13 protein-coding genes and 1 riboswitch are annotated in these 17,592 nt (G+C 60.5%); of the genes, 3 read left to right on the plus strand and 10 right to left on the minus strand.

The genetic code is table 11. The features are described 5' to 3' along the window. From PDO_RS19955 to PDO_RS19965, 3 genes are all read right to left on the minus strand, one after another. Positions 1 to 557 (minus strand): GntR family transcriptional regulator (locus PDO_RS19955; RefSeq protein ID WP_052023479.1); only part of this gene is annotated, 557 nt, incomplete at its 3' end. A gap of 121 nt (positions 558 to 678) precedes the next feature. After that, positions 679 to 2,019, minus strand: a complete 1,341-nt coding sequence (locus PDO_RS19960; protein WP_007606152.1) for an MFS transporter — start codon at positions 2,017 to 2,019, stop codon at positions 679 to 681. Between the two features lie 126 nt (positions 2,020 to 2,145). After that, on the minus strand, positions 2,146 to 3,237 hold the full coding sequence (locus PDO_RS19965) for a hypothetical protein (protein WP_141649962.1): 1,092 nt from the start codon (positions 3,235 to 3,237) through the stop codon (positions 2,146 to 2,148). A 145-nt stretch (positions 3,238 to 3,382) separates the two neighbouring features. Here PDO_RS19965 and PDO_RS19970 point away from each other — a divergent pair, with 145 nt between their 5' ends. Next, positions 3,383 to 4,369: an aldo/keto reductase gene (locus PDO_RS19970; RefSeq protein WP_007606154.1), complete on the plus strand. Its 987-nt coding sequence runs from the start codon at positions 3,383 to 3,385 to the stop codon at positions 4,367 to 4,369. An 88-nt stretch (positions 4,370 to 4,457) separates the two neighbouring features. On the opposite strand, the gene PDO_RS19975 is transcribed toward PDO_RS19970, so the two are convergent. The 6 genes from PDO_RS19975 to clpP form a co-directional block, all read right to left on the minus strand. Continuing rightward, a complete protein-coding gene (locus PDO_RS19975; RefSeq protein WP_007606156.1) occupies positions 4,458 to 6,656 on the minus strand; it encodes an esterase-like activity of phytase family protein in 2,199 nt (732 codons plus the stop codon). A gap of 101 nt (positions 6,657 to 6,757) precedes the next feature. Beyond that, on the minus strand, positions 6,758 to 7,657 hold the full coding sequence (locus PDO_RS19980; protein ID WP_007606158.1) for a DMT family transporter: 900 nt from the start codon (positions 7,655 to 7,657) through the stop codon (positions 6,758 to 6,760). Between the two features lie 137 nt (positions 7,658 to 7,794). After that, positions 7,795 to 7,955: riboswitch (FMN riboswitch) on the minus strand. A 138-nt stretch (positions 7,956 to 8,093) separates the two neighbouring features. Next, on the minus strand, positions 8,094 to 8,369 hold the full coding sequence (gene hupB, locus PDO_RS19985; RefSeq protein ID WP_007606160.1) for a DNA-binding protein HupB: 276 nt from the start codon (positions 8,367 to 8,369) through the stop codon (positions 8,094 to 8,096). A gap of 205 nt (positions 8,370 to 8,574) precedes the next feature. After that, positions 8,575 to 10,992: an endopeptidase La gene (lon, locus tag PDO_RS19990; protein WP_007606163.1), complete on the minus strand. Its 2,418-nt coding sequence runs from the start codon at positions 10,990 to 10,992 to the stop codon at positions 8,575 to 8,577. Between the two features lie 440 nt (positions 10,993 to 11,432). Further along, entirely contained in the window at positions 11,433 to 12,710 is a 1,278-nt protein-coding gene (clpX, locus tag PDO_RS19995; protein ID WP_007606165.1) for an ATP-dependent Clp protease ATP-binding subunit ClpX, read from the minus strand. Positions 12,711 to 13,000: 290 nt separating this feature from the next. After that, positions 13,001 to 13,636, minus strand: coding sequence for an ATP-dependent Clp endopeptidase proteolytic subunit ClpP (gene clpP, locus PDO_RS20000; RefSeq protein WP_007606168.1), 636 nt, complete (start codon positions 13,634 to 13,636; stop codon positions 13,001 to 13,003). Between the two features lie 361 nt (positions 13,637 to 13,997). Here clpP and PDO_RS20005 point away from each other — a divergent pair, with 361 nt between their 5' ends. Continuing rightward, positions 13,998 to 15,242, plus strand: a complete 1,245-nt coding sequence (locus PDO_RS20005; RefSeq protein WP_007606169.1) for a GGDEF domain-containing protein — start codon at positions 13,998 to 14,000, stop codon at positions 15,240 to 15,242. 53 nt (positions 15,243 to 15,295) lie between these two features. Beyond that, on the plus strand, positions 15,296 to 16,540 hold the full coding sequence (locus PDO_RS20010) for a cytochrome P450 (RefSeq protein ID WP_007606171.1): 1,245 nt from the start codon (positions 15,296 to 15,298) through the stop codon (positions 16,538 to 16,540). Here the strand turns inward: PDO_RS20010 and PDO_RS20015 are convergent. Beyond that, on the minus strand, positions 16,530 to 17,516 hold the full coding sequence (locus PDO_RS20015) for a helix-turn-helix transcriptional regulator (RefSeq protein WP_007606173.1): 987 nt from the start codon (positions 17,514 to 17,516) through the stop codon (positions 16,530 to 16,532). The genes PDO_RS20010 and PDO_RS20015 overlap by 11 nt on opposite strands. Positions 17,517 to 17,592 lie beyond the last annotated feature (76 nt).

Consider the following 17,592-nt stretch of genomic DNA (forward strand, 5'->3'; position numbering starts at 1 on the left):
CGCGGCAGGCGGTCATCGAAGGTCGAATAGTAGAGACGCAGGATACGCCGTCCCTCGTCGAGCAGGCGGGCGAAGAAACTGGTGTAGTAGCCATTGCCGGCACGTTCGGCGATGGCGACATGAAATTCGCGATTGGCCTCGATCATGGCAAAGGCGTCCTGGGCGGCGACAGCATCGGTAAATTCGCGCTGGCGCCGGAGGATCATGTCCATGCCGGCCTTGCCGCTCTTTTGCGCAGCACCGCGGGTGGTCACCCGGTACATCAGCGTCAGAGCCTCGAAATAGGTCGGCAGGGTGGAAAAATCGATGACGGCGACGATCGTGCTGCGATTGGGCAGCGTCGTGACAAGGCCCTCCGAGGCCAGCCGCAGCAGGGCTTCACGCACCGGCGTCCTCGACATGCCGAAATGTTCGGCAAGCGTCACTTCGTCAAGCGGGCTACCCGGCGCACGGGCCATGGCCAGAATGTCCTGGCGCAAGGTGCTGTACACCGTCTGGCTGCCGGAGCCGCGCGCACGCGCTCCTTCGACCACATTGCCGTCCTTCGTCTCTTCCATCGCACTCATCCGCTTCGTCCCACCTTGCCCGGGGCCATGGACCACCGGATGCGGATCAAGCTCATCCGGCTTCCCGGGAGAAAGTCAAGGTCGGGACGAAGCGCAAGCAGACTGACCGCTGTCAGGACTGCGGTCGATCGAGCGCATGGCGAAGGCGTCTGTGTTCATCTTCATCGAGCGAAAAGCGCCACATGATGGCAATGGCGGCAAGTTTCGGCAGGATGGGCAGCCAGGCGTAAAGGCCGCCGAGGGCCGACAGCGCCGTACCGGTCTGGGTGGCGTTCAGGTCGCCGACGAAACCGGCGAGATCGAGAAGCGGAAAAACCACTCCGGCCGAGAGGGCGACGGCCAGCTTGGTGATGAAGCTCCATGCGGCGAAATAGAGGCCCGATCGCTGTTCGCCGGACCGGACCGTGTCATTATCAATCACATCTGCCTGGATGGCCGGTGGCAAGGTGAGGTCAAAGCCGAGCAAGAGACCCGTCGTGACGCAGACGATGGCAAACAGGATGACGTCCCCCTGTTCCAGGAAACCGGCCGCGGAAAAGATCAGGCAGGCGGCGAGCATGGCGAGACACCAGGCGCGGTGTTTTCCCAATCTCGCTGCGCACCAGACAGCCAGCGGAATGCCGGCAATGGCACTGAGGAAATAGGCAAATAGCAAAGGGCCTTGCAGTGCCGGCACGCCAAGCCGCTCACCAACGAAATAGATGAACAGCGAGGCCGGCACGGCATTGGCAAAACTGTTGAGCAGAAAGGCCGCCGCCAGTCTCAGAAACGGACGATTGCTGGTCAGATGTGCCATGCTTTCGCGGAGCGACAGGCGACGGCGCGAAACATCCTGCGGTTCGGGTACGGTGATCACCGTGGCCAGCCCGGCCAGCGGCAGGATGATGGCAATGAAGACGGCGATCCAGGCCAGACCATGGAAACCGGAGGCCGTATCAAGGCCGCCAATGAAAGGCAGCGAAATGGCGAGCAGCGAGCCGATCAGGGTTGCGCCTTCGCGGAACGCCGACAGCCGGACACGTGCCTGATAGCCCGTCGCCAGTTCCGCGCCCCAGGCTGTGTAAGGCAGAAGCGTCCAGGTGGCACCGATCGACAGTGCCGTGCCCCAGAGCCCCAGATAGGCAAGGCCCGCATCCTGCGGCGGCCAGAACAGCATGAACGCAGCCAGCGAGGTCAGCGGCAGCGACAGGGCGAAAAAGACGCGCCGGCGACCGAGGCGGTGGGCAAAACGATCGGAGAACCAGCCGAAAAGCGGATCGGTGACCGCGTCGATCAGGCGGATTGCCAGCAACGTGGCGCCGATGGCGGCGAGCGAGATGCCGAAATTGCCGGCGTAGAACGTGGGAACGACGATGTAGAACGGCAGCGCGATGGCTGCGAGCGGCAGGGCCGGCAAGGCGTAAAGCGCAAACAGGCGGTTGAACGACTTTGTCTCATGGGCGGGCGGACGCATTGGAATCCTTGTCGGGGCAGTCGCCGGACTGCTCTTTCAAGGCACTACGCGTTCTGCAGCGCGGCGGTTTTCCCATGGCGGCGACGGCCGCCGCGCGCCCGGCCGTTTGCCGTGCGACACCCGGGTTCAGATCACCGAAACGAGCTTGAAAACCGGCTTGAGGTGATGTCGAAACGGGAAAAGCAAGAGTTTGGCAACCTGCCGCAGGCCGAAGAGCGCAAGGCTTGCAGCCAAACCCGCCAAGGCCGCGACGAGCAGATAGAGATCCCAGCCGATGGTCATCAGGCTGCGGCCGAGGAATTTCATCACTGCTGTGCTGCTGTCGCCGAAATGGAGGCCGATGCGCTGCAGCCGGCGCAGGTCGGACGGTCCTTCGGCCAGCGACAGCGCCTGGACGGCCGCACGCGGGCCACCGGCCGTGCCTATTTCGCCCAGCACGCGCGCGTCATCGACCAAAGCACCGGCCGCCTTTGGGTCGACAACCCGGGAGGCGATCGTGCGGGCACGCGACAGGCCCAGGGCACCCTCGTCGGCCGCCGCTGCAATCTCGCGACGCAGAAGTTTCGTATCAATCACCTGGCCGGCGGTTTTCGTCAGATAGGCCGCGAACGGACGGCTCATCCGGCCGGCACGGCGGACATTCTTGACGACGGCAAGTCCTGCATCGGCGACGCCGGCCGCGCCCGCCGTGCCGTAGGTCGCAGCCGTCAAGCCGAGCCCGACACCCGACAGGGTCAGTAGCACCGGATCATAGTCGCCACCGCCGACAAGCTTCAGACCTTGGACGGAAAAGTCGCGCAGATCGCCAAAGCCGATCAGATCGCTGGACACCGATCCGGCAATCTCCGAACCGCTGTCGATCGATCCGAACACGAAGCCGTTTGCCACACCACTGCCGGTGACAAATGCGCGGCGCAGCAGCGTGCCCTCGGCACGCTCGCCCAGATCCATCGGCAGATGATGACCTTCGTGGATGGCCAGCTTGTAGAGGCTGTCGGCATAGCCATAGTCGTCCGCGGCAATGGCGGCCTCGATCTCCTGCTGGAACCGCTCGGTCGAGGCAAACGCCAGCCGGTAGCGCGCCAGCGATACCGGATCGACCAGACCAAACGCTACGCCGCTGCGATAGAGCGGCAATGCCGCTTCCCAGACCGCAAGGCCCGCCAGACAGAAGGCTGCCAACCGTGCGAGGCGCAGAAGTCCATAAATATGGGTCATGTTGTCGTACCGGCCGGAGCGTTCCACGTTCAAGCCCCTACAACCCGTTCACGGTGTTTTTGCGACATCACACTTGTTCGCCGTTGACCCCTGCCCGCCCCTGCGCCAATTGATAGCCGCAACGATATTCAAGGGAGAGATATTCATGAGACAACATGCTTTTGGTCGGACCGAATTTACGGTCAGCGATATCGGATTCGGCGCCTGGCAGATCGGTGGATCCTGGGGTGAAGTCTCCGAGGCAGACGGCCGTGCGGCGCTCAATGCGGCACTTGATGCCGGCATGACGTTCATCGACACGGCCGACGTCTATGGCGACGGCCGGTCGGAGCGGATCATCGCAGACGTGCTGAAGGCCCGCGGCGGCACGCGGCCGATGGTCGCCTCAAAGGCCGGCCGACGCCTCAATCCACATGTGGCCGACGGCTACACCAAGGCCAATATCGAGGCATTCATCGACCGTTCGCTGAAGAATCTCGAAGTGGACAGCCTCGATCTCGTGCAGTTGCACCGCCCGCCGACCGAGGTCTACTACCGTCCGGAGATGTTCGAGGGCCTTGAAGAGATCCGCAAGGCCGGCAAGATCAAGCACTACGGCGTCTCGGTCGAGAAGGTCGAGGAAGCGCTGAAGGCGATCGAATATCCGGGCGTGGCCAGCGTCCAGATCATCTTCAACATGTTCCGCCAGCGCCCGGCCGGCCTGTTCTTCCAGGAAGCCAAGCGCCGCAACGTCGCGGTGATCGCTCGCGTGCCACTGGCAAGCGGTCTTCTTTCGGGCAAGATCACCGCTGCCACGCAGTTTGCCGCCGAAGACCACCGCAACTTCAATCGCAATGGCGAAGCCTTCGATGTCGGCGAGACATTTGCCGGTGTTCCGTTCGAGACCGGGCTCGCCGCTGTGGAAGAAATCCGCAAGCTGGTGCCGGCCGGTGGCACGATGGCCGCATTCGCGCTGCGCTGGATCTTGATGCATGAGGCTGTCACGGTCGTCATTCCCGGCGCGCGCAACGGCGAGCAAGCCAAGGCCAATGCTGCGGCCTCCGACTTGCCAGCCCTCTCCGCCGACGTCATGGCAGCCGCTAAGGACACCTACGACCGGCTGATCGCTCCGCATGTGCATCAGCGCTGGTAGTCATCTCTTGTCGAGATGAAACAAAGAGAGGCCGGGTGAGCGATCACCCGGCCTCGTCTGTTTCAGAAAACCAAGATCCGACGCGGGATCAGTTGGTGCCCTTGAGGTTGACCTGCCAGAACAGGGTCTCGCCGGAACTATCGTCGACGCCGTCGTTGTCGGTCACGGCAAAGGCGTTGCCGGCAGCGTCGAAGGCGAAGCCTTCAAGCTTGTCGACGACATAACCATTCGTCGCAGCCTTCAGGTCGGGCAGGAAGTCATGCGCTTCCTGCTTGGTGACGAGCGGCAGCTTTTCACCGAGCTTGGCCGGCTTCAGGTCGGCAATCGCGACGGTGTAGAGCTTCTTCAGCTTGGCATTGTCGCCAACCTGGTTGTCGCGCTCGACGATATAGAGCTTGCCGTCATGCGCGGTGATCTCGGACAGGCCGACCCAACCGGCTTCGGTCTTGTCGAGCGGGTAGCTTACAGCACCCCATTCCTTGGCCTTGATGTTGTAGGACAAGAGCTTGGCAGTGCCCTTCTCGTCGTCCTTCCATTCGCGCTGCACGGCCATCCACAGGGTCTGGTCGTCGCCTTCACCCACAGACGTGATGCCTTCGAGGCCAAAGCGGGTCTGGCCGGCGAGAAGCTCGACCGGGAAGCCGATCTCCGACTTGATCTCGCCCTTGGCATCGACATTGTAGATGCCGTGGCCGACGAGCTTGGCCGGGTCGCCTTCGGAAGCGAGCCAGAAGCCGCCCTTGCCGTCCAGCGTGATGCCTTCAATGTCGAGCTTCTGGGCTGCCTGACCACCACGGGTCACCGGCAGGGCCGAGGTGATGACGGCCGGCTTCTGCGTTGCGTCGATCGTGAAGATCGTCGGCTGGGCAGAATAGAAGCTGTCATTGACGGCATAGAGAGTGCCAGCCTTTTCGGCATCGCCGACGAGACCCGAGAGAGCGCCCCAACCGATCGGTGCGCCATCGACCATGGCAGACTGAAGCATCGGATAGGCTGGCGTGCCCTCAGTCAGTTCATACAGCATCACATGCGAGCGCGGGCCGCCGTCTTCGCCGAGATCCACCTCGTTGGCGGTGGCGAGCAGGTTGCGACCGGGGATGGCGACGGCACCTTCCGGCGAGACGCCAGACGGCAGGATCTGCACCAGTTCAGGCTCGGCACCAGTGTCCTTGTAGACACCGACGACGGACGCACGCTCAGCAAGAACGAAGAAATACTTCTGGTCGCCAAAGGTTGCGGCTTCCAGGCCTTCGAGCTCGACACCCTTGGACTTGGCGCGCTTGTCGGGGAAGTGGCCGATCTGAGCGATGGCGAGTTCCAGCGACGGACCTGATTCGTAGGCAACCTTGCCGGTCTTGTCGAAGATGGTGAAGCTGCGCGAGCCGCCTTCATAGTCGCCTTCATTGGCGACGACGAAACGGTTGTCGTCGAGCCATTTCAGGGCGTCGGGCTCGCGAATGACGCCTTCCTTCTTGCCGGTAAACTTCAGGGCGCCATCCGACTTGGTGTCGATGCCCTCAAGGTCGACTGTGCCGGCGGTGAAATGGGTCTTCACTTCACCGGTCTTGCCGTCGACGATGACGATCTCGTTGTTTTCCTGCAGCGTGACCGCGATTTCGCCGAGACCGTTGATCGAGACGAATTCCGGCTCCGGATCATCGCCGGCCACCCCGGCGAGGCCGGTCATGGCAACATGCTTCAACGAAGCGCAATCCACAATGCCGTCCTTCAGGCCGACGATGACGAGATCACCAGCCGGCATCTGCGGCAGCTTGCCTTCGTTCAGCTCCTCGTCACGCTCGTTCTCAATGGCGACGACGGCGAATGTCTTGTCCGGGGAGATCGCAACCGAATCCGGCTGACCGCCGAGATCGCAGGTCAGGTCGATCGCCTTGGATGCGATATCGACGACGGCCAGACGACCAGACGGATTGACCTTGCTCTCGGAAGTGTTGACGGCCACCAGCACCTTGTTGCCAAGAGCCGCAACCGATGTCGGTTCGCCATCCATCAACAAGGCGTCACCGGCCTTCGGAGCCTTGGCGTCGGTGATGTCGACGAAGCCGATGCCGCCGAGCGGGCTGTCGGAATAGATAAGCGTCATGCCATCTTCCGAGGCGGTGACGATCTCGGCCGAGGTGGTCGACAGCTTATCCTTGTCGGCCGGCAGATTGGTGGCGACCGGGAAGGCCGAAATACGGTTGAAGACCTGCTCAGCCGCTGCGGGCAGCGCCACGGATGCGAAAAGAGCCGCCGTCAGGGCGACACGGGAAAGACCAAATGTCATGGGGAAACCTCCTGTTTCCGAAAATGGGAACAGGAGGCTTTTGCGTCATGTGAATGACAAGGGGATGACAATAGCCATCGCGGCGGACGCCAACGCTGAGTTTAGTTCTGCCGCGCCTCGCGACCGGCTTCGCGCAACATCAGGAAGAGCGAAGCGGAGAGAATCAGCAGCGCTCCGATCCAAAGATAACCGCTGGGCGAATAACCAAAGACCAGCCAGCCGGCGAAGACATTCAATGGCAGCTTCAGGTCATCGAACGGCTGCACATAGGCGGCATCGGCCGCATTGTAGGCTAGTGTCAGCAGATACTGGCCGATCGCGGTCAATAGACCCGCCGCCAACAGCAGCCAGAGCGCCAGCCCTTCCGGCATGACGAAGCCAGAGGCCATGGCGAGGCCGGCGTTTACTGGCGTCAACAGCACGAGGAGCCAGACCGTGATGGTTTCCGGCGCTTCGAACTGCGTCAGGTTCTTCATCAGCAATGAAGATCCGCCCCAGAGAAGGGCCGAGAGGACAGGCAGCAGAGCGGAAAGCGAAAAGCTGTCCGACCAAGGCTGGAGAATGATCATGGCGCCGAGGAAGCCAACAAAGGTGGCGAGCCAGCGGTCGCGGCCAACCGTTTCCCCCAAAAAGAGACGGGCGCCGATGATGATGAAGAAAGGCGACGTCATCACCAGCGCGATCGCCTGCCAGATCGGTACCGTGGCAAGGCCCATGACCCAGGCCTGAACACCGAAGGCTGCAAGCAGGACCCGGAACGCGTGGCGCAGCGGATAGTCGGTGCGCATGGCCTTGAGCCCGAGACGGAACAGCAGCGGCAGCGATAGGACAAGGGCAAAGCCATATTGCCAGAAGGCAGTCGACGCGGCCGGGAAGCCGAGCGTCATGGCGAGCCATTGGGTGACGACATTGAGCACGGCAAAGGCAATGCCTGCCAGTACCATGAAGGCGGCACCGGTGAAGGCGCGTGAGCGGAAGAGCGACAAGGAGCTCTGATTCATGTCCGTTTTCCTTTTCCAAAGGACCAACACAAATCAGGACAGACGAGGCGACGGCAGGCGCTTCCGGGACTGAGACCGGGGCGACAAGACGACAAATCGCGTTTATCCGGCAAGCCCGATAAAACCGCAATCAAGGACCTCATTCTCTTTCATCCGGACTATACCGTCGGCTCCGGAATCAAACCGGATCTGCTGACCCTGCCCCTACTGACGTTGCCGTCGAAGAAACAGGCGCTCGCGGGCTTGGAGAGATCTCCTTACCGCCGGTGGGGAATTGCACCCCGCCCTGAGAACGAATACCGGCAAGCCGGCGAGACAAGAGTTAGGATATGCGTTGCTGCAACGCAAGGCGCCCAAAAAGAAAGCCCGGCACGAAGGCCGGGCTTAAGTCTTGTGGACCACCACCGCGAAAAGCGGCGTGGCCTACCGTTCTCCCTTAGGAGTTGACGGCGTCCTTCAGGCCCTTGCCGGCCGTGAACTTCGGAACGTTGCGAGCCGGAATATCGACTTCAGCGCCGGTGGACGGGTTGCGGCCCTTGGAGGCTTCGCGACGCGCTACGGTGAACGCACCGAAACCGGCGAGACGGATGTCACCACCGCTCTTCAGTTCAGCCTGGACCGTTTCAAAAACGGCATCGACGGCAGAGGCCGCATCGGCCTTAGTCAAGCCAGCCTTCTCGGCTACCGCGGATACGAGTTCGTTCTTGTTCATGTTTCCACCCTTTCTGATTGGTATGAAACGACTCAATTGATAAGTCGGGCGGAGAATACGAATGCTTCTGCCCTGCGCAACCCAAAAGCACCCGAACACCCCGGAAAACAAGCCTTTCCGCAGACTTTTCACAAAAAAGGCTGGCAAAACTGCCAGCCTTTTTTGATGTTTTTCGCCTTTATGGCGCAACCATGGCAGAAATGCCTCAGTGCGCGATCGCCGCACCAGTTTCATCGACACCTTCGACGGTGCCGATTGCAGGCGTTTCAACAGTGCCATCCCACTCGATCGGGTCCGGCACACGCAGCAGAGCATGGCGAATAACCTCGCCCATGCGCGACACCGGAACGATCTCAAGATTGTTCTTCACGTTGTCCGGAATGTCCGCCAAATCCTTGGCATTCTCTTCCGGGATCAGAACTTTCTTGATGCCGCCACGAAGGGCCGCCAGCAGCTTTTCCTTCAGGCCACCGATCGGAAGCACACGGCCACGCAGGGTGATTTCACCCGTCATCGCCACGTCCTTGTTGACCGGAATGCCGGTCATGATCGAGACGATCGCAGTCGCCATCGCAACACCTGCCGATGGGCCATCCTTCGGCGTCGCACCTTCCGGCACGTGCACGTGGATATCCGACTTGTCGAAGCGCGGAGGCTCGATGCCGAAATCAACAGCGCGCGAACGGACATAGGATGCCGCCGCCGAAATCGATTCCTTCATCACTTCCTTCAAGTTGCCGGTCACGGTCATGCGACCCTTGCCCGGCATCATGACGCCTTCGATCGTCAACAGCTCGCCACCAACTTCCGTCCAGGCGAGACCCGTGACGACACCGACCTGATCCTCGCCTTCCGCTTCGCCGTGGCGATAGCGCGGAACGCCCAAATAGTCGTTGATGTTGTCGCCGTTCACGGCAACAGAGGTCACCTTGCCCTTGATGATCTCGGTGACCGCCTTGCGGGCGAGCTTCATCAATTCGCGTTCGAACGAACGTACACCGGCTTCGCGGGTGTATTGCTGGATGATCGCCATGATCGCGCTGTCTGCGACGGAAAATTCTTCCGGACGCAGGGCATGCTCCTTGATCGCCTTCGGCAGAAGGTGACGCTTGGCAATTTCCAGCTTTTCATCCTCGGTGTAACCGGCGATGCGGATGATCTCCATGCGGTCCATCAGCGGGCCCGGAATATTCAGCGTATTCGCGGTCGTGACGAACATCACGTTGGACAGGTCGTATTCGACTTCCAGGTAGTGATCCATGAAGGTCGAGTTCTGTTCCGGATCCAGCACCTCGAGAAGTGCCGAGGACGGATCGCCCCGATAGTCCTGGCCCAACTTGTCGATTTCGTCGAGTAGGAAGAGCGGGTTCGACTTCTTCGCCTTCTTCATCGACTGGACGATCTTGCCGGGCATCGAGCCGATATAGGTCCGGCGGTGGCCGCGGATTTCTGCTTCGTCACGCACGCCGCCGAGCGCCATGCGCACATATTCGCGGCCGGTTGCCTTGGCGATCGACTTGGCGAGCGATGTCTTACCAACACCGGGAGGTCCGACGAGGCACAGGATCGGGCCCTTGAGCTTGGTCGCACGGGCCTGCACGGCAAGATACTCGACGATCCGTTCCTTGACCTTGTCGAGACCGAAATGGTCCTCGTCGAGGACCTTTTCGGCCAGGTTGAGATCGACCTTGACCTTGGACTTCTTGTTCCATGGTAGGCCAAGCAGCCAGTCGAGGTAGTTGCGAACAACCGTAGCTTCCGCCGACATCGGACTCATGTGACGCAGCTTCTTCAACTCCGCATCGGCCTTTTCCTTGGCTTCCTTGGACAGCTTGGTCTTGGCAATGCGTTCTTCCAGCTCGGCCATCTCATCGCGGCCGTCCTCGCCGTCGCCGAGTTCCTTCTGGATCGCCTTCATCTGTTCGTTCAGGTAATATTCGCGCTGGGTCTTTTCCATCTGGCGCTTGACGCGCGAGCGGATGCGCTTCTCGACCTGAAGAACGGAAATCTCGCCTTCCATGAAGCCAAGCGCCTTTTCAAGACGCGTCTTGACGCTCACCGTTTCCAGCATTTCCTGCTTTTCGGTGATCTTGATGGACAGATGCGAGGCAACCGTATCGGCCAGCTTCGAGTAATCCTCGATCTGGCTTGCGGCACCGACGACTTCCGGCGAAATCTTCTTGTTCAGCTTGACGTAGTTTTCGAACTCGGAGACCACCGAGCGCGACAGCGCCTCGATCTCAACCGCATCCTCTTCCGGTTCTGCCAGAATGTGGGCGGTTGCCTCATAATAATCTTCGCGACCGGTATAGGTCTCGATCTTGGCACGGGCGCGGCCCTCGATCAGCACCTTGACGGTACCGTCGGGCAGCTTCAGCAATTGCAGGACATTGGCGACCGTGCCGACCTCGTAGATCGCCGAGGGCGCCGGATCGTCATCACTGGCATTGATCTGTGTGGCCAGCATGATCTGCTTGTCGGACCCCATCACCTCTTCAAGAGCGCGGATGGACTTTTCACGACCGACGAACAACGGAACGATCATATGCGGGAAGACCACGATGTCGCGCAGGGGCAGTACCGGATAGGTATTGCTCTCGTGTGCAGCAGACGTTTTCGACATTTCACTTCCTTTCCGAGGTCCCGACTTTACCCGGGACTAGATGTCCGCCCCCGGAGGCGACGGGCATATTTCTTGCTCCCCCAACAAGTGGAGTGGCGGTATGCGTAATTCAAGCCTGACCACCGTGGTGGTCGCGAATCTGTGACGACAGCATGACAGAGTACGTCGAACTTTTACACTAGTCCCTTAGGCTGGTCCGAACCATGCGTACGTGTCTGAATGCGCTGTGGATTGCGTCGAAAAAGGCAAGGTAGAACCGGCAGGAGACAGACGACAGAGCCGCGACCGCGCCGCCTCTATCGCCATCCCCGCCGGTTGCCGGCAATCTCGGCCGTGGGTCAGACCGGATAGATACCCGGATGGGCCAAAGACAACGAAAAAGCCCGCCAGAACGGCGGGCAATCTCAATCTTGTCGGTGTCGTTTATCAGTGCCGAAAGATCACGCCGAAGCGTTGGCTTTTTCTTCCTGACGATCCGCGTAGATATACAGCGGACGGGACGAACCCTTGACGACATCGTCGGAGATGACGACTTCGCGAACGCCTTCGAGTTCCGGCAATTCGAACATGGTATCCAGAAGGATCTTTTCCATGATCGAGCGCAGGCCGCGGGCACCGGTCTTGCGGGTGATCGCCTTCAGCGCAATCTCACGAAGTGCGTCCTCATGGAATGTCAGTTCAACGTCTTCCATCTCGAACAGGCGCTGGTACTGCTTCACAAGCGCGTTCTTGGGCTCGGACAGGATCTGGATCAGGGCGTCGGCATCCAGGTCTTCAAGCGTCGCCAGGACCGGCAGACGACCGATGAATTCCGGGATGAGGCCGAACTTGACCAGATCTTCCGGCTCCAGTTCGCGCAGCACTTCGCCAACGCGACGATCTTCCGGCGAGGTCACGGTCGCGCCGAAACCGATCGAGGTCTTTTCGCCACGGGCCGAAATGATCTTGTCGAGACCGGCGAATGCACCGCCGCAGATGAACAGGATGTTCGTCGTGTCGACCTGCAGGAATTCCTGCTGCGGATGCTTGCGGCCACCCTGCGGCGGAACGGAAGCAACCGTGCCTTCCATGATCTTCAACAGCGCCTGCTGGACACCCTCGCCCGACACGTCGCGGGTGATCGAGGGGTTGTCAGACTTGCGGCTGATCTTGTCGACTTCGTCGATATAGACGATGCCGCGCTGGGCGCGCTCGACGTTGTAGTCGGCCGACTGCAGAAGTTTCAGGATGATGTTCTCAACGTCTTCACCGACGTAACCGGCTTCGGTCAGCGTCGTGGCATCCGCCATGGTGAACGGCACGTCGATGATGCGGGCGAGCGTCTGGGCAAGATAGGTCTTGCCGCAGCCGGTGGGTCCAACCAGCAGGATGTTCGACTTCGCCAGTTCCACGTCGCCGCCCTTGGAGGCATGCGACAGGCGCTTGTAATGGTTGTGGACCGCGACCGACAGGATCTTCTTGGCCTGCTTCTGGCCGATCACATATTCGTCGAGGATCTTGATGATGTCCTGCGGCGTGGGAACGCCCTCGCGGGACTTGACCATCGAAGACTTGTTCTCTTCGCGGATGATATCCATGCAGAGTTCGACGCATTCATCGCAGATGAATACCGTCGGTCCGGCAATCAGTTTCCGGACCTCGTGCTGGCTCTTGCCGCAGAAGGAACAATAAAGGGTATTCTTGGAGTCACCGCCGTTGCTTCCGCTGACTTTGCTCATGTCTTTATCCTTCCAGCACGCCGCGCCACCGCGTTGTTGCGGCAGGGCGATCACTCAACCGTCCGGTTCCGACCGCCATTGTTGGCCGGAACCCTTTCCGATCAGGAGCTACTAGCCGATCCGAACAAGACCCGGAACGGCGGCAACGAAAACCCCTTAACGCGGCAGACTATGTCATAAAAATTCAACATAGCCTTAATTCTACTAATAGCGCTTTCGCGACGACTTTAAACCCCTTGGCTGTTCACATCCTCCGGCGCCTGTGGCGCCGAGGGATAAGCCGAGTGTCATCAAGCCGACGGAGCAGCGCCCTCCATTTCAACACGCGAGGTCAGGATGCGGTCGATCAGACCCCACTCCTGCGCTTCGCTTGCTTCCATGAAATGGTCACGATCCAGCGTGTTTTCCACTTCTTCCAGCGTGCGACCCGTGTGCTTCACGTAAACTTCGTTCAGGCGACGCTTCATCTTAATGATGTCACGAGCATGACGCTCGATGTCGGAAGCCTGGCCCTGGAAGCCGCCGGAAGGCTGATGCACCATGATGCGGGCGTTCGGGGTCGCAAACCGCATGCCCTTTTCACCAGCCGCCAGAAGCAGCGAACCCATCGACGCTGCCTGGCCGACGCACAGCGTCGACACGGCCGGGCGGATGAACTGCATGGTGTCGTAGATCGCCATGCCGGCGGTGACAACACCACCCGGCGAATTGATGTAGATGGCGATTTCCTTCTTCGGGTTTTCGGCCTCAAGGAAAAGCAGCTGCGCGCAAACCAGCGATGCCATGTTGTCCTCGACCGGACCGGTCAAAAAGATGATCCGCTCCTTCAGCAGTCGGGAGAAGATATCGTAGGAACGCTCGCCGCGATTGGTCTGCTCCACGACCATCGGCACCAGAGCCAGGGCGGTATCAACGGGATTTCTCATGTCGGTCCTTTATCAGCTTCTCCCCGACACCGGTCGGCGAAGGGAATCACATAAAATCTGTCAACCCCTACATAGAGTGTCCGCACCCTGACATTCAAGACGCGAGAGAGGGATATCCTTAATGGTGCCATGCAGACCACGGCCATTCGACTATCGGGTTTCTGAGGCTTTGGCCAACGGCAAGGCACAGCACAATCGACGCTTCACAAGAAAGGCCTAACATGGTGAATCTTCGGTAATTCTCGGTTTGACGCAAATATGCGACGCAGCCCCAAGTCCGCGGCTTTTCGTAGCGACTGCTTAACCCCTGTGGATCATTTTAGCGTCGATACTGCTTCGACTAATTTTAGGATTGTTCGTCGTGCTCGATGTGAAGACGGCGTTTCTGCTCTGGATTACCCAGACCGGGACGTTTTCGATTCTCCTGATAGCGATCTGGCTGCACGCTCCAAACCAGAGGCATTATCTGTGGTTTGGCCTGGGCTTTGCCAGTCACGCGCTTGGGCTCGGTCTTGTTGCAACCCGCAACGAGATTCCCGATTTCATCTCGATTCAAGTTGCGAATTTCATCTCGCTCTCTTCCTTCAGCTTCTGGGTCGTCGGCCTTGCGAGATTCGACGGACGACAGCCGCCACGGCTGTTCCTGCTGCCGCCATTGCTGTGGACAGCCGCCAACCTGCTGCCGTTCGTTCGTGTCGAGTTTGCCTACCGCTTTGCCGTCTACGAAATCGCCACCAGCGTCGGCTTTGTCATCATGGCTTTCACGGTCGGCAATTCGGCCTTCAGCACCATTCGGTATCGCCAGATGCTGGCTTCGGTCTGGATCCTGCAAGCCATCAGCGGGATCGTCTTTGCCGGCCTGGTCGTCATGCTGATGCCAAGCGATTTCCCGGCGCTAACCATCAAAGGCCATATCGGCCTGATCGCAATCGTCGGCTTCGTGACGGCCGTCGTCATCCTGGCCAAGATGCTGATGGATCAGTCCGAGGCAAGATTGCGCGAGCTGGCATGCACGGACCCGCTCACCGGCGCGCTCAATCGACGCGGATTGAGCGATGCTTTCGAGCAGATGACGGGCGCGAGCGACAAGCCGGCCGTAGCCCTGCTGCTGTTCGATCTCGATCATTTCAAGCAGATCAACGACCGATATGGCCATCAGACCGGCGATCTGGTGCTGTCCGAGTTTGCGCGCCTGTGCAAATCACTCCTGCCGCAAGGCACGGCCTTCGGGCGGACAGGTGGCGAAGAGTTCGCCGCAGTACTCACCGTCGCTGAGGCGCGGGATGCGGCACTCATCGCCGAAACGGCCCGTCTGGCCATGGCCGAACGGAAAATTCCCGCCGGGGCCGTTGCGACATCCGTCACCGTGAGCATCGGGATCGCCGTGGCGACGATGGCGGAAGCCACTCTGGACCAGTTGATGAAAAACGCCGACAAGGCGCTCTACAAGGCAAAAGCTCAGGGGCGCAACCGGACAGCGGTGACGAACGGCAAGCGTGTCGTGACCGTGCCCCCGAATCGCACGGATCCGCTCGACGATCAGGCCGACCGGCAGGTGGCTATCCTCAAGCGCCTTGCTTCCGTTGCTGGCTCGGATAAATCCTAGTTTAAGGCATCCGTGTTCCTTGCCCCAACTCTCAGTTCAGTTAAGCAGGCCCCATGACCGATCTTTCCTTCCTCTCGATTGATCCCGCCACCCGTCGTGTATCGCTCGATGCGCGCGATCCAGCGTTCTACAGCGATCCGAACCGCACTTATGCGGCCCTGCATGCCGCCTGTCCGACGTTTTACTGGGAAGAGCAGAAGGCGTGGTTCTTCACCGGTTACGATCATGTGAATGCACTGCTGCGCGATCGTCGCTTCGGCCGGCAGATCCTGCATGTAGCGACACGCGAAGACCTGGGCATGCCGGAGCCTGCGGCGCATACCCGACACTTCGACAAGGCCGAACTGCATTCCCTACTCGAAGTGGAACCACCGGAACACACACGGCTTCGCACCCTGGTCAACCGTGCCTTTGTCTCGCGTCATGTCGAGAAGATGACGCCAGAAATCGCCGAACTCGCCAATTCGCTGATCGACCGCTTCGAAAATGACCACGAAACGGAGCTACTGAGCACATTCGCCGACATTATTCCGGTGACGATGATCGCCCGGATGATTGGCATCCCGGAGGAGATGGGACCGCAACTGCTCAAGTGGAGCCACGACTACGTCGGCATGTACATGTTCAAACGCACGCGCGCCGACGAAGATGCCGCCGACCGTTCATCAAAGGCGTTTGCCGACTACGTGCGCAGCGTCATCGCCGAGCGACGCGCCCATCCACGCGACGACCTGCTGAGCCACATGATCCACACGGAGCATAAAGGCCAGTATCTGAGCGAGGATGAACTGGTCTCGACCACGATCGTGTTGTTGAATGCCGGGCATGAGGCGACGGTGCACCAGATCGGCAATTCGGTGCGGCTGATCCTCGAGAGCGGGCTGGATCCGGCGCAACTGTTTTCAGATGCCAAGGCAACGGAACGCACCGTCGAGGAAACGCTGCGCATCGGCGCGCCGGTGCATATCTTCCAGCGTTACTGCCTGGAGCCCTGCGAGATAGACGGCGTCGCACTCAAGCGCGGCGACAAGGTCAGCCTGCTGCTGGCGGCGGCCAATCTCGATCCGAACAAGTTCAGCGATCCCCTCACCTTCAAGCCGATGCGCGACGAAGGCGCCAACCTGTCCTTCGGCGCCGGCATCCATTTCTGCATCGGCGCGCCGCTGGCGCGGCTGGAACTAAACATCGTGCTGCCGCTGCTCTTCAAGCGCCTGCCGAGCCTGAAGATTGCCGCCCCGCCCGTGGTCAAGGATGTCTACCACTTCCACGGCCTGGAGAAGCTCGAACTTACGTGGTGATATCGGCCGGCGCTGGCGTGTAGCGTGCCATCAGGGTCTCGATGGCCCGCTGCATCGCGAGGCGCAGTTCCGGCGGGTCGATGACCTCGACCTCCGGCCCCAGCTTCAGCATCTCGGATACGGCCATGCGCTCGTGCGCGACGGGCAATCGGGCGATCCGCCAGCCGCTCTCGTCGGTGTCTGCGGACAGCTGGAGATTGGCACGGACGTATGGCGGCGCCATGTGTTCGATCTCCTTCAGAGCCCAGGGGGAAAGCCGGACGGTTGCCCAATTCGGATAAAGCTCCAGTTCCAACCGTCTCGTGCTCTCGCCCCAATAGGTCGCCAGATCGAAGTCCTTCGGCCAGTCGAAGCGCTCCTCGGTGACGATGAGATCGAGCACGCGGGATATGCGATAGGTGCGGACGCTCCCATCGACGCCTGCGACGAGGTACCAGGCGCCGCCCTTCATGACGATGCCGAGCGGCTCGGCGACCCGATTTTTCTCGGCCTTCCACGAACGGTAGCGCATGCGGATGCGTTTGGAATTCCAGACCGCATCGGCAACGGCCTGGAGGTAGACGGGCTGCTCTCCCTCGGCGAGCCAGGCGGGCGCATCGAGATGGAACTTCGACTGCATGCGCCGGGCGCTTTCACGCAAATCTTCGGGCAAGGCGGCCGTCAATTTCTTCTGGGCGCCAGCCATCAGCGAACCCAGGCCGAGATCGGCAGCGGCACCGGGGATGCCGGAGAGGAACATGGCCTCCGCCTCGGCAGGGGTCAGACCATTGAGGCGGACGCGGTATCCGTCGAGCAGTCTGTAGCCGCCCTCGGAGCCGCGTTCGCTGTAGACAGGGATACCAGAGAGCGAGAGGGCATCGATGTCACGATAGATGGTACGCACAGAGACGTCGTTTTCCTCGGCGAGTGCCTCAGCCGTTACCAGCCCCCTCGCCTGCAGGGTCGTCAGAATGTTGATCAGTCGGCTGGCACGCATCGAAAAAACCTCGTCTCGATGAATATACTAAACCAACCTGACACAATCTGACAGGTATGGTGGCGCAATCTCCCTT

It is taken from the genome of Rhizobium sp. PDO1-076 (assembly GCF_000247475.1).
GTDB lineage: Bacteria > Pseudomonadota > Alphaproteobacteria > Rhizobiales > Rhizobiaceae > Allorhizobium.